The following is a 12,745-nucleotide window of genomic DNA, read 5'->3' as shown; positions in this document are numbered from 1 at the left end:
CCATCTATCCAACCCAAAAATGTGATTCAGGCGTTGGCTGAAGCGCGCCGGGCACGGCCTGCATCGCGCTGACCCTTGTTCCAGCGCGGCTTGCCAGGTTTGGCACTAGTCGGCTTATTGCCCGCTGGCCGGGCAGACTGTGGCATGCCTTCGCCCGTCTTGCTGCGCTCGCCACCCGGGCGCGGCGTATTGAACTTGCGTGGGCTTTTAGACTTCGGGTTGCGGGCCGTGCGTGCTCCGCCCGGTGCGCCCGCATTGCTCCGCTGTTGGCGTGGCGCGGCGGCTTCTTCGACCAGGTTCAGATCGCCCGACACCGGAAGTGTCCGGCGGATCAGCCGTTCGACATCGCGTAGCTTGGACTTTTCCGTACCATCACACAGCGTAATGGCAATGCCCGAGGCGCCGTTACGGCCCGTGCGGCCAATGCGGTGCACATAGTTTTCGGGATCATCCGGCAGGTCATAATTGACCACATGGGTGATGTCCTTGACGTCGATGCCGCGCGCCGCGATATCGGTCGCCACCAGAATGCGCACCCCGCCGCTGGCAAAGCCCTTGAGCGCTGCCTGGCGGGCATTCTGGCTCTTGTTGCCGTGAATGGCAGCGGCGTCATGTCCATCGATGGCGAGGTTCTTGGCCACCCGGTCGGCGCCATGCTTGGTGCGGGCAAAGACAATAACCCGCTCCATGCCCTCGGCCTCGTCGCCGAGCAGATCGTTGAGCACGCCGCGCTTGGCCTTGGAGCCGGACATGATCACCCGCTGGTCGATTTTGACTACGGTAGATCCCTGCGGCGCGGCCTCGACCTTGATTGGCTCTTTCAGCAACGATTTTGCCAGATCTTCGACTTCTGCCGCCATGGTGGCAGAGAACAGCATGGTCTGGCGGCGCAGCCCAATTGCCTTGGCAATGGCCCGCACAGGGGCAATGAAGCCCATATCGAGCATGCGGTCGGCCTCGTCCAGCACCAGCCAGCGCGTTTCATTGAGGCGGATCTTGTTGTCGTCCAGCAGATCTTTGAGACGGCCTGGTGTGGCCACGACCACGTCGACACCCTTGGCAATCTTCTGCACCTGATGGTAGCGCGACACGCCACCCAGCACGAGAACCGTATCGAGCTTCATCTTCGAGCCGGCAAACTTGCGGATATTCTCGTCGATCTGCACGGCCAGTTCACGCGTCGGCGCCAAGATCAGCGCGCGCGTCGTCATCGGCCGGGGGCGACCGGTCAGCTCGAGAAGGCCGGCCAGGATCGGCAGGCCAAATGCCGCAGTCTTGCCAGAACCAGTCTGGGCAATGCCCATCATGTCCCGGCCCTCAAGCAGCTTGGGGATGGCCTGGGCCTGAATCTTGGTGGGCTCGGTAAAGCCGCCGGCAGTCAGGCTGTCAGTGATCAGTGTCGGCAGGCCGAGCGAGGTAAAATCGTTCAAACTCTTGTCTTTCAACTTGCGCAAAACTGCGCATGCGCCAAACCGCAATGCGGGTGGCGCTTCTATCAACTTTGCAATCGGGCGATGGGATTATCGCGCGGGTGCTGGCTCAAACCCGGACCGCACATTCTGGGGTATCCGGGTCGACTTCGCCGCTCACCGCATGAGTAAGAAGGGAAGTCCATCAACGGCCATTTCGCCGTGACGTCGCGTTCATATGGGGGAATTGGTGGAAAAAGGCAAGCGCGATGGGCGCATGGGTGGTGTGCTGCGCCGCTGCTGGCCTCAAATCCCGCCATACCAGTCATAGCCATTGTCTTCCCAATAGCCGCCCTTGCCGCGGCCGATTGAGGACAGGTCATCGACCAGCTCGATCGTGTGCAGATATTTCGGCTGCTTGTAGCCCAATGCCCGCTCGATCCTGAGACGAACCGGTGCGCCATTGCTCACCGGCAGGACCTCGTCATTGAGCCCGTAGGACAGGATCGTCTGGGGGTGATAGGCGTCCACCAAATCCGAGCTGGTGTAATAGAGAATGTCGCCAGAAATGCTCCTCTGGATATTGTCGTAGCAGTGATAGACGCAATAGCGCGCGCCTTGCTTCACTCCGGCCTGGTCAAGCACCGGCCCCAAGGGTGTGCCAGTCCACTTGGCAATGCAGCTCCAGCCTTCAACACAATCGTGCCGGGTGATTTGCGTGCGTGAAGGCATGTTGCGCAACTCGGCCAGCGAAAAGCTGATCTCCCGATCCACCATGCCTTTGATGGTCAGACGGTAAGGCTCGAAATTGGCCTCCCGCAGGGAGACGTATTCCGCGGTCGTGGGATCAGTTGAACCGTTGGGGCGCTGGCCCTGGCGGATCTCGCTCGCGGCGTATTCGCGCGCCAGCACTTGGTCGCCGATCAAGGCACGCTGCGCCTGATAGGTCAGCACATTGGCTTGTTCCAGGGCCTGACGCACCGGATTGCCGCGCTGGCCGAGAAAGTCGAACTGGTTGCATCCCGAAAGGGCCAGAGACGACCCCAGCGCCGCCGAGCCGACCAGAAACTTGCGGCGATTGACGATCAGGCGGCTCATGGCTTGTCTCCCTGTTCACGCGGTGTGCCGGGGCTGGTGCGATACCAGCCGGTAATCATGGAGCGGAGCTCGTTAAGCGGTCCTGCCAGCAGCACCATGATGATGTGAACGACAAAGAACAGGACCAGCAGCACCATCACAACGAAATGGATGGTGCGCGCCGTCTGCCGCCCCCCGAAAATATCCAGCAGCCAAGGCCAGGCGGCATCCATGCCCGGACTCATCGTCAGACCCGTCAGGATGATCAGCGGAAACAGCACAAAGAAGACCGCGAAATAGCTCAGCTTTTGCAGCGGCGAGTAGCTGCGGCCGTGGTGCAGGCGCAGCCGCACATGATCGATCGCATCCCGCGGCAATCCGATGATGTCGCGGCCTTTGGGCAGGATGTCCCGCCGCAAATGGCCATTGACGAAACTGGCCAGGAACCAGATGAACAACGCAGCGACAAAAATCCAGCCGAAGAAGAAATGTACGACCCGACCTGTCGCCAAATCGCGGAAGGACGGAATCGTCACCGCGCCAGGAAATCCGACAAAGCTTGGATTGGCCGCCGGTCCGCTCATGCCCAGAACGCCTGTCGTGTCGAAGGTCTGCCCGAATACGGTGGTCTGCCCGCGCGGCCCGCTCGGCGTGTTGACGGCGCCGATGCTGAGCACGGCATTGTCGAATTCAAAGCCCGATTGCTCGCCGATATAAAGAGTCGGATGGGCGTTGAAGATCTGCAGACCGGACAGCAGCAGAAAGAACAGGCATATCGCCCAGACCCAATGGGTCAGCCGCGTCCAGATGGACTGGCGATAGACCAGCGGACCTTTGGCGGGCGGCAGGCCCTTGTCTTCAGTCATGTTTCCCCCTCGGCGGATATGATGCATTCCTGCCTTCAGTAACGCTACCGCATCGGGCGAAGCGTCGCCATCACGTCGATGTTATTGTCTCGAGCACAGTCTGGTAGGCCAGCACTGCCGACTTCACCATATTCGCTTCAGCCTCAGATCGGGTTACCTGTTCACGCAGCCGTGTTCGGCGCTCGCTTTTTTGTTCCCGCTGTGTAACCTCCTGTACAAGCGGCGCGAATGGAGAACCAATGCAGGCGGATGCGACCGAGAAACGGATGCGCGAGTTGATGCTCGCCGCACTCGACGGCGACGCAGCCGCCTATCGCCGGCTGCTGGCCGAGCTCACGCGCTATTTGCGACCCTGGTTCGCGAAACGCCTGAGCCCGTCCCATGCTTCGCACGCGGAGGATCTTGTGCAGGAAACGCTACTTGCCTTGCACACCAAACGTTCGACTTACGACCGCAGCCGGCCCTTCACCGCCTGGCTGCATGCTGTTGCACATCACAAATTCGTCGACCATGTCCGTCGCCACGCTATCCGCCCCACTGTCCATCTCGATGACGACGCACCCATTTTTGCGTTCGATGACAGCGCCCACGCTGCCGACCGACGCGATGTCGACGCCGTGCTGACCGAGGTGCCCGAACGAACTGCCGATCTCATCCGCCAGACCCGCATCGAGGGCGCCAGCATCGCCGAGGCGGCCGCTCGCCACGGCATCAGTGAAACCGCTGCTAAGGTGTCGATCCATCGCGGCCTCAAATCCCTGATGAACAGGTTTGCGGGAGGCAGCAAATGACCAATGAACTGATCGATCGCCTTTCCGCAGAACTTGAGCCAACACCAGAAAGGGCGTTGGAAAAGCGTCTTTGGCTGGCGCTTTCCATTGGCCTTGTCGGCACCATTCTGATTGGCCCGCTAGTGCTCGACGTTTTGGTCGGCCGCCCGTTTGGCGGAGCCTGGGGCAACTCCATGTTCTGGGGAAAGCTGGCCTATACCATTGGACTGGGCACCCTTGGACTAATCGCTGTGCCGGCCCTGTCCCGTCCCGACCAATATCGCATCTGGCCGCTGCTGCTTGCCGGTGCGCTGGCCGTGCTGGCCCTTATTGTCGGCACCTTGGGCTGGATGCGTTCAGATTGGGCCATGTCGGTGTTGATGGGCGGAACCGCCCTTGTCTGCCCCTGGCTGATCATCGTGACGGCGGCCCCGCTACTGGCGGTTTTGCTCGGCATGATGCGCCGTTTTGCGCCCGCTTCGCCAACAATGGCGGGTCTGGCTGCAGGGCTGCTGGCCGGAGGCTTCGGCGCCGCGGCCTATGCCTTCTACTGCGGGGAAACCAGCATGATGTTCATGGCGACCTGGTATTCCCTGGGCATCGCCCTGACTGCACTCCTGGGCGCGATCATCGGGCGATACCTGTTGCGCTGGTAGCGCCGGACTATTCGTCCCGCGCTGCCCAGTTGATGCCACGGCGCATGATGGTGGCGAAGTTGGGGTTTTCGAATTCCTTGGCCGAGTGCCCCAGGGTCGAGTGAAAAACGCGCCCCTGGCCATATCGATGCTTCCACACCACAGGAACCACGGCGCCTTCGATCCATGGCGCGTGCTCGCCGCTGAACGTTGTGGTCGCGAGTACCTCAATCATCGGATCGACATGCATGTAGTACTGCTCGGAGGTATAGGGAAAGCTTGGCTTGATCCCCGCCATGATCGGATCGTCGGGCTTGGTCACGTCGACAGTGTAATCGATGATGTCGCCCGGATGGGCCACCCACTGGCCACCGACCATGAACTGGTAGACCACGGAGTCGCGAAAGGCATCGGACATCCCCCCGTGATGGCCGGCGAGGCCGACGCCACCGCGCACGGCATTGGCAAGGTTCTCGGCCTCCTCCTTCTCGATTTTGCTCATCGTGTAGATCGGAATGATCAGCGACAGATCGGCGATCGAAGGATCGGCGAAGGCACTGGTCTCGGTCGCGGTCCGCACCGAATAGCCGTCCTCATGCAGCCAGCGGCGATAGATGGTGGCGCATTCCTCCGGGTCGTGACCTTCCCAGCCACCATAGACAATCAAAGCACTGCGCATGAGCATTTCCCCTGCAAATCAAACGGCGCGGAGAATACCCGACTGGGCTGGTATTGAAAGCCCATCAGGCGCGATTGATGTGGTCAAGCCTGTTCACGAAGTGCAGACGCCGCTCGAACGCCCAGCTCACCGGCGGGCCATAGAGTCCCAGTTTTGCCTGCCTGTACGTCTCTTTGAGCGCCGCCGTCGCAAAAAGCTCGGTCCACTGATTGGCATCGAAATAATTGTAGTTGAGGCGCACATCGTGCCCACGATTGCCGGCCCAATCCATCAATTGCAACGTAAGTCCAGCTAACATGCCCTCGCGCACATGGTCTTTGATCACCACGCTGCCGGAAGCCACCCGCGCCGCCTCTGCAAGGACGAGGCCGGGGGCGTCAGTGTGGTGCAGGACATCGACGATAGTGACGCAATCGAACTGCCGGTCCGCAAATGGCAACCTGCCCCCGTCATAAACGGTGACAGGGATATGCGTCAGCGGTCGCACCAGCACATCGACGCCTTCGATCACAAGTTCAGGGCGCCGTCGCATAATGGCCTTGGCTACCTGCCCGTCACCGCACCCGAGGTCCAACACCCGGATGGCATCGCTCGGAATGGCAATAGCCAAACTATCCGCCAGCGACTCGACGCGCCGCCTGAAGATCAAAGCACCGTGGACAGTGTTGAGCAGGCGCTTGCTCCAGGACTGCATGCTCATGCCGGCTTGGCTTCAAGCCGCCGGTCTCGGTTGAAGGCCCAGGCCCGCAGCACAACGTAGTTGAGCCCTGAGGTCAGCGCGATCACCAGGACTGCCGCCATCAGGCTGGGCAGGGCGAACGTCCCATGGAGCAGGAAACTGAACATGGTGGCCAGCGCCAGAGCCATCATCTGCACCGCCACATATCGCGGGAGCGCCTGCCCATGCGGCGCTTGGGAGCCGAAGCTGAAACGCCGGTGCAGCAGGTAGACCGGGACGATGAATGCTGCATAGCAAAACGTGCTGACAAGCCAGCTTTCGACCATGGGCAGCACCCAGATCAAAGCCGTGCTGACCACAACAAAGCTGGCGGCAGCGCAGGCGCCGATCACGAAGAACATCATGACCCCACCACCGACCGGGCGCGTTGCCCCCTGCTCGGGATGCGCGTGCATCAGACTTTCCAGGGCGACATTCATTGGTGGCACTTTCGGTAGGCAGCTTGCTTGCCCAGCAATATGCGTAAACCCTTGCAACCGCGTTTACGCTGCCCGCCGCGAACCCCACCCGGAAAACTGTGACCGGAAATTTGACCAAAAGGTCCACTTTCCACTGTCACAATTAGCTGATTAGTTGTTTTATGACACTGCTGGCAGCCCTTCAGGCGTCGGGCTGATTGGCAGATGCACTGACGACTGCAACAGGTACAAGGGACATCAGGGATGAAGAAACTGCTTCTGGGCGCAACGGCGCTCACACTCTGCGCCGGCTTCTCGACAGCCGCATATGCAGAGTTCACGCTGAACATTCTGCACATTAACGACTTCCACTCCCGCTTTGGTCCGATCACTGGTACGGACTCCAACTGCAGCGCCGAAGATGATGCCGCTGGCGAGTGTTTTGGCGGCATTGCGCGCCTGAAGACAGCCATTGACGCCAAGCGCGCCGAACTCGAAGGCGAGAATGTCGTGCTCGTCGATGCAGGCGACCAGTTCCAAGGCTCTCTTTTCTACACCCAATATCGCAGCGAGATCATTGCCGAGTTCGCCAACGACCTGGGCATCGAAGTGATGGCCGTGGGCAACCACGAATTCGACGATGGGCCAGAGGAACTGGCCAAGCTGCTCGACGCTGTGAATTTCCCGATCATTTCGGGCAACACTAATGTCGAAAACGAACCCCTGTTAGCAGGCCGCGTGCCCGGTACAGTGGTTCTTGAGATCGGCGGTGAGCAGATCGGTTTCGTGTCTGCTCTGGCTGAAGACACCGATGAAACCTCTTCCCCCGGCGACAATGTCGAGTTTGAAGACACCATCACCAGCCTGACCACGCAGGCAGAAGCCCTGACCTCGGCCGGCGTGAACAAGATCATCGCGCTCACCCACATTGGCTACGCGCAGGACCTGCAGGTCGCTGCCAACGTGCCCAATGTCGACATTGTCGTCGGCGGTCACTCTCATACTCTGCTATCCAACACGGACGAGAACGCTGCCGGCCCCTACCCCACAATGGTCAACGGGCCGGCTGGCAACGAAGTGCCTGTCGTCACCGCCGGCGCTTATGCAAAATATCTCGGCGACCTGACGGTTACCTGGGATGACGACGGCAATGTGATTTCTGCCGAAGGCGCCCCGATCATCATGGACGCATCGGTCACGCCGGACGAAGGCTATGTTGCCCGTCTTGCCGAACTCCAGGAGCCGATTAACGCTCTTATGGAAGAGGTGATCGGCACCGCAACCGATGCGATTGAAGGCTCACGCGAAGTCTGTCGCGTCGTCGAATGCTCCATGGGGAACTTGGTAGCAGATGCCATCCTCGGCCGCGTCGCCGATCAGGGCAATGTCATTGCCATTCAGAACGGTGGTGGCCTGCGCGCGTCCATTGATGCCGGCGAAATCACTATGGGCGAAGTCCTGACCGTCCTGCCCTTCTCGAACACGCTGGCAACGGTGGAAATTTCCGGGGCCGACGTTATCGAGGCACTGGAAAACGGCGTCTCCGATATCGAGAATGGCGCTGGCCGCTTCCCGCAGGTTGCTGGTCTGAAATACAGCTACACCCTCGCCAACCCGGCCGGTGAGCGCATCTCCGATGTGATGGTTCCCGGCGAAGGAGACCAGTGGGTGCCGATCGACGAAGACGCCACCTACATCGTGGTCACCAACAACTATATGCGCGGCGGCGGTGACGGCTACGGTACCTTCGCGGAAGGCGACAATGCCTACGACTTCGGTCCTCCGCTGGAGCAGGTCGTGGCCGACTACATCGCCGAACTTGGTGGTGAATACACCCCCTATACCGATGGCCGCATCACTGTAATCGAGTAGGTTCGAACGACCAGACAGTGAAAGGGCGCCTCCGGGCGCCCTTTTTTGTGCCGTCTTCATCAGGCGCGCCGCGCCAATTGCCCCCAGGCGAGCAGGATGATTACGGCCCCCACTATGGAGGCGATGAAACCCGCGCCATCGCCCTGATTGTACCAGCCGATCTGCTGGCCAAGCCAAGTCGCAAGGACCGAGCCGACGATGCCCAGCACGGTGGTGAGAATGAACCCGGAGGGCTTGTTGTTCCCCGGCGTGATCCACTTGGCGATGAGACCGGCGAGAAAACCGATGATGATGGCCCAGACAATACCCATGCGACGCTCCTTTTGCTGACCATAGAAATTGGTATCGCCTCAACTGGTTGCAACGCCGAGGACAAATTTGATCGCGGTTTGTGATCGAGGAGGTCGCAACTCAAAGCGGAGAGGCTCGTTGTGAGGCTGTCCAAGTGGGGGGCACAACCCACGAACAGGAGCCAATTATGAAAAAGACCATTATTGCATCTGCAGTTACCGCCCTTCTGGCCACCAGCGCCATTCCGGCCATGGCCGCCAACTCGTCTCTTGACCTTGACGCCGGTGCGGGCATTTCGCTCGACAGCGATGTGCTGACCGCCCAGACCGATGCTGGTGTTGATGCCGGCGTGGATGCTGGCGTGGACACGTCCGAAGACGGCGTCAGTGTCGATGCTGGCGCGGACGCTGGTGCCGAAGTCGACGCTGAAGACAGCCTCGATGCAAACGCTGGCGTGAGCTCTGACGCAAACGTCGAAGCAGCCGGCGGGATGGCCGACGATACCTATGGTTCTGTGATGGCTTCCATCCAGACCTCGGCCAATCTGGATCTGTCTGCCGTGACCGAAGAGACGGATATCTCTATCGTGCTGCTCTCATCGCTGCAGGGCAATGCGGAGACCGAGAGTGCCGCTCTCGATGAGGCGCTGACCGCCAGTGCCGACGCGCAGGCCGGCCTGCATGCCCGCATCTCCGACAACGCGGCAATCACCGCTGAACTGGAAACGGAAGGCTATGCTGTCGAGGATGTCGTCAGCCTCAAGACCAAGGCCGATGGCGCCGTAATCGTCTATGTTGACGATCGCGCTTAACCCATCGAAATGAAGACGGGGCCCCGGCAGATTGCCGGGGCCCCTGTCTCTTGCGCCTAGACGGTATGCTCAGCCCGTTCCCGCTCTGTCACCGTGGCCATATCGAGCACCTTCTGGATATTGGTGGCATGCCGGAAGCTGGGCTCCAGGTTCTGACCCTGTCGGCACGCATCAATGAAGCGCTGGTAATTGGTGGGCACCGGATCGACCTCGACCTCCGTCCACGTCCCGGTCTCAGCGTCCTGCCCCAGGCAAGTATAGAGCTTGGACCAGTCGTGGCGATGCTGCACCTCGATCGAGCCGAGTTCGCCATAAACCCTCAGGCGAAGTTCGTTGAAATGGCCCGTCGCCCAACGCGAGGCATGGACCACACCGAGCGCACCATTTTCGAGCTGCGCCGTCATGGCGAAGCTGTCATTGGCATCCAGGTCATATTCGCCAATCTTGTTGCCTGGTGCCTTGTCGAAGGTTTCCAGGCGGCAGAACACTTTGGAAAAGTCGCTTCCCGCGCCATAGGCGGCAAAGTCGAGAATGTGCACCCCGATATCGCCGAGTACGCCATTTGAGCCGTGCTTCTTGGACAGGCGCCAGAGCCACTGGCTCTCCGTCCGCCAGTCACCCCAGGCGCGAGACACCAACCAGCTCTGCAAATAGCTGGCCTCGAAATGCTTGACCGTGCCAACCTGACCCGACTTTACGATTTCACGGGCCTTCTGAAGCTGGGCAACATTGCGATAGGTCAGGTTGACCATGTTGACCAGACCCAGCCGTTCGGCCGTCTCGGTCATTTCCATGGCCCTCGCGTGATCTGTCGCCAAGGGCTTTTCACAGAACACGTGCTTGCCCGCCGCCAGGGCAGCCATGGTCGTAGGATAGTGCACACTGTCGGGCGTCACATTGGCCACGGCATCGAACTGCCCCCAGCCCAGGGCCGCGTCGAGCGAACCAAAGCCGCGCTCGATATTGTGTGCAGCACAGAAGGCCTCTACCCGCGAGGGGTCGACATCAACCCCGCCGGCCAGGGTGACCCCTTCGATGCTCGCAAAATTCTTGGCATGCGTATTGGCCATGCCGCCGGTACCCAGGATGAGGATACGCATATGTCAAATCCTTGGCCGTCGCCGACGGCCGCTCGTCTGTTGTCTGTGCAGGTCACCCCCGCCCAGTGCGGGAGTGCCTGTAGGTCTAAAACGACGCATCCTGGCTTGGCCGGAATAGCGCCGCAGGTCGGTCAGCTCTTCACTTCACCCGCATGGTCGGCGGCGCTCAGCTTTGCGCCGCGTTCCTCGATCTTCTCGATCGCTTCGGCAACCGGCGTGTTCGGCGCCTTCATCAGGTGCGCGTGACGATCGCCCTGATAGGCCCAGTTGACAGCATTGCGCAGCACCTGGCCCACATTGGCGTCGTGATAGGTCGGGTAGGTTTCATGACCGGGGCGGAAATAGAAGATATTGCCCGCACCACGCCGATAGGTCAGGCCCGAGCGGAACACTTCGCCACCCTGGAACCAGGAAACGAATACTGTCTCAAGCGGCTCCGGCACGGTGAAGGGCTCACCATACATCTCTTCATATTCCAGCTCGAAATAGGCAGGCAGTCCCTTGGCAATGGGGTGACCGGGATTGACCACCCACAGGCGTTCGCGTTCGCCCGCTTCGCGCCAGTGCAAATTCGCGGGCGCCCCCATCAGGCCCTTGAACACCTTGGAGTGGTGCCCCGAATGCAGCACGATCAACCCCATGCCCTGCCAGACATGCTCCATGACGCGCTTGACCACGGCGTCATCGACCTTGTCATGGGCCGCATGGCCCCACCACAACAACACATCGGTATTGGCCAACGCCTCTTCGGTGCAGCCATGCTCGGGTTCTTGTAGTGTGGTGGTCTTGACCTCAAGATTGGCATCCTGCCGCAGCAGCGCAGCAATCTGGTTATGCATGCCATTTGGGTAGTTTTCGGCGACAACCTTGTTCTTCTGTTCGTGAACGTTTTCGCCCCACACCAGGGTACGGATCGGCATGACAGTCTCCTAATATCAATAGCCCGGCAGGGAGGCGCCGGGTGTTTCTTGGTTCTGCGTCATTCCCGCAAAATCGGGAACCCCTGTTTTCTCAACTGAGGTTCCCGCCAGGAGGGACACGGTTTTTGGAAATGGTGACGGCAACGGGGCCGTCACGCATTGAAATTTGTCCCTATCGAATCGGCTTTCCTGCTTCATCGAAGCGATGTACGCGATCTTCCATCGGGGAAACGCGCAGCTTCGAGCCGCTCGGATGCTGCATGGCGCCTTCCAGGCGAACCACGATCGGCTCCTCCTGGCCCATTTCAAGATAGACGTAGGTATCCGCGCCGAGATTTTCGGTATGGATCACTTCGCCTTCCCAGATGCCATCTGGCTTGACCAGCATATGCTCGCCACGCACGCCCAAGGTTGTGCACTTGAAGGCTTCGGCTTTCTCACCGGTCAGGAAATTCATCTTGGGCGAACCGATAAAGCCGGCGACAAAGATGCTGTCGGGCTTCTCGTAGAGCTCCATGGGCGTTCCCACCTGCTCGACCAGACCATCACGCAACACACAGATGCGGTCGGCCAGCGTCATCGCCTCCACCTGATCATGGGTCACATAGATCATGGTGACATCGTGCATGCCCTCATGCAGCTTGGCAATCTCGATGCGGGTCTGCACACGCAGGGCTGCGTCAAGGTTTGACAATGGCTCGTCGAACAGAAAAACTTTCGGGTCCCGGGTAATGGCCCGACCGATGGCGACGCGTTGCCGCTGACCGCCCGAAAGCTGCTTGGGCAAGCGGTCGAGATACTGCCGGATCTGAAGCATATCCGCCGCTTTCTCCACACGCTCCCGGATGGCTTCCTTGCTATGACCCTTCTCCAGCTTGAGCCCGAACGCCATGTTTTCGTAGACCGTCATGTGCGGATAGAGCGCATAGGACTGAAACACCATGGCGATGCCGCGCTTGGAAGGCGTCAGGGCATTAACCACCTTGCCGTCGAACAGCATTTCGCCCGAAGTGATGTCCTCAAGCCCGGAAATCAAGCGCAACAAGGTGGATTTGCCGCAACCCGATGGGCCGACAAAAACCATGAACTCGCCTTTGCGCACTTCCAGGTCAACGCCCTTGATGACGTTCACAGCGCCAAAGGACTTACGGATATTGCGAAGTTCGATTGATGCCATT

Annotated in this window: 14 protein-coding genes; 4 read left to right on the top strand and 10 right to left on the bottom strand. The window is 60.1% G+C overall.

Features of this window, described 5'->3' with window-relative positions:
- Positions 1–26: 26 nt before the first annotated feature.
- The 3 genes from DDE76_RS03060 to DDE76_RS03050 all read right to left on the bottom strand — a co-directional run bounded on the left by DDE76_RS03060 (position 27) and on the right by DDE76_RS03050 (position 3,352).
- Entirely contained in the window at positions 27–1,430 is a 1,404-nt protein-coding gene (locus tag DDE76_RS03060) for a DEAD/DEAH box helicase (RefSeq protein ID WP_245891778.1), read from the bottom strand.
- Positions 1,431–1,715: 285 nt separating this feature from the next.
- Entirely contained in the window at positions 1,716–2,507 is a 792-nt protein-coding gene (locus DDE76_RS03055) for a molybdopterin-dependent oxidoreductase (RefSeq protein WP_104893562.1), read from the bottom strand.
- Positions 2,504–3,352, bottom strand: coding sequence for a cytochrome b/b6 domain-containing protein (locus DDE76_RS03050; RefSeq protein WP_104893561.1), 849 nt, complete (start codon positions 3,350–3,352; stop codon positions 2,504–2,506). Before DDE76_RS03050 ends, DDE76_RS03055 begins: the two co-directional genes overlap by 4 nt.
- Positions 3,353–3,618: 266 nt before the next feature.
- On the opposite strand from DDE76_RS03050, the gene DDE76_RS03045 reads away from it, so the two are divergent.
- Together DDE76_RS03045 and DDE76_RS03040 are read left to right on the top strand one after the other, a co-directional pair.
- Positions 3,619–4,143, top strand: coding sequence for a sigma-70 family RNA polymerase sigma factor (locus tag DDE76_RS03045; RefSeq protein ID WP_104894943.1), 525 nt, complete (start codon positions 3,619–3,621; stop codon positions 4,141–4,143).
- Positions 4,140–4,778 (top strand): NrsF family protein, encoded by a 639-nt coding sequence (locus DDE76_RS03040; RefSeq protein WP_104893560.1) that lies wholly within the window; start codon positions 4,140–4,142, stop codon positions 4,776–4,778. Before DDE76_RS03045 ends, DDE76_RS03040 begins: the two co-directional genes overlap by 4 nt.
- A 7-nt stretch (positions 4,779–4,785) precedes the next feature.
- Here the strand turns inward: DDE76_RS03040 and DDE76_RS03035 are convergent, their stop codons facing one another.
- The 3 genes from DDE76_RS03035 to DDE76_RS03025 all read right to left on the bottom strand — a co-directional run bounded on the left by DDE76_RS03035 (position 4,786) and on the right by DDE76_RS03025 (position 6,570).
- A complete protein-coding gene (locus tag DDE76_RS03035; protein ID WP_104894942.1) occupies positions 4,786–5,436 on the bottom strand; it encodes a ThuA domain-containing protein in 651 nt (216 codons plus the stop codon).
- Positions 5,437–5,500: 64 nt separating this feature from the next.
- On the bottom strand, positions 5,501–6,136 hold the full coding sequence (locus DDE76_RS03030) for a class I SAM-dependent methyltransferase (protein ID WP_198650821.1): 636 nt from the start codon (positions 6,134–6,136) through the stop codon (positions 5,501–5,503).
- Positions 6,133–6,570 carry a GtrA family protein gene (locus DDE76_RS03025; protein ID WP_157955636.1) on the bottom strand — a complete coding sequence of 146 codons (438 nt, stop codon included), beginning with the start codon at positions 6,568–6,570 and terminating at the stop codon, positions 6,133–6,135. The genes DDE76_RS03030 and DDE76_RS03025 overlap by 4 nt, the downstream gene beginning before the upstream one ends.
- 267 nt (positions 6,571–6,837) lie before the next feature.
- Between DDE76_RS03025 and DDE76_RS03020 the strand changes: the two genes are divergently transcribed.
- Positions 6,838–8,445, top strand: coding sequence for a bifunctional metallophosphatase/5'-nucleotidase (locus tag DDE76_RS03020; protein ID WP_104893558.1), 1,608 nt, complete (start codon positions 6,838–6,840; stop codon positions 8,443–8,445).
- Between the two features lie 59 nt (positions 8,446–8,504).
- Here the strand turns inward: DDE76_RS03020 and DDE76_RS03015 are convergent, their stop codons facing one another.
- Positions 8,505–8,756 carry a GlsB/YeaQ/YmgE family stress response membrane protein gene (locus DDE76_RS03015; protein ID WP_104893557.1) on the bottom strand — a complete coding sequence of 84 codons (252 nt, stop codon included), beginning with the start codon at positions 8,754–8,756 and terminating at the stop codon, positions 8,505–8,507.
- A gap of 167 nt (positions 8,757–8,923) precedes the next feature.
- Between DDE76_RS03015 and DDE76_RS03010 the strand changes: the two genes are divergently transcribed.
- Complete coding sequence (locus DDE76_RS03010; RefSeq protein ID WP_104893556.1) at positions 8,924–9,547, top strand: hypothetical protein; 624 nt, start codon at positions 8,924–8,926, stop codon at positions 9,545–9,547.
- Between the two features lie 56 nt (positions 9,548–9,603).
- Here DDE76_RS03010 and DDE76_RS03005 read toward each other — a convergent pair whose 3' ends face one another.
- The 3 genes from DDE76_RS03005 to DDE76_RS02995 form a co-directional block, all read right to left on the bottom strand.
- Positions 9,604–10,647, bottom strand: a complete 1,044-nt coding sequence (locus DDE76_RS03005) for a Gfo/Idh/MocA family protein (RefSeq protein ID WP_104893555.1) — start codon at positions 10,645–10,647, stop codon at positions 9,604–9,606.
- 131 nt (positions 10,648–10,778) lie between these two features.
- A complete protein-coding gene (locus DDE76_RS03000; protein ID WP_104893554.1) occupies positions 10,779–11,567 on the bottom strand; it encodes a ThuA domain-containing protein in 789 nt (262 codons plus the stop codon).
- A 172-nt stretch (positions 11,568–11,739) separates the two neighbouring features.
- A complete protein-coding gene (locus DDE76_RS02995) occupies positions 11,740–12,744 on the bottom strand; it encodes an ABC transporter ATP-binding protein (protein ID WP_104893553.1) in 1,005 nt (334 codons plus the stop codon).
- Position 12,745 lies beyond the last annotated feature (1 nt).

This window comes from Devosia indica (assembly GCF_003056405.1).
Classification (GTDB): domain Bacteria; phylum Pseudomonadota; class Alphaproteobacteria; order Rhizobiales; family Devosiaceae; genus Devosia; species Devosia indica.
The sequence above is the reverse complement of the archived record's forward strand: the minus strand, read 5'-3'. Positions and strand labels throughout refer to the sequence as shown.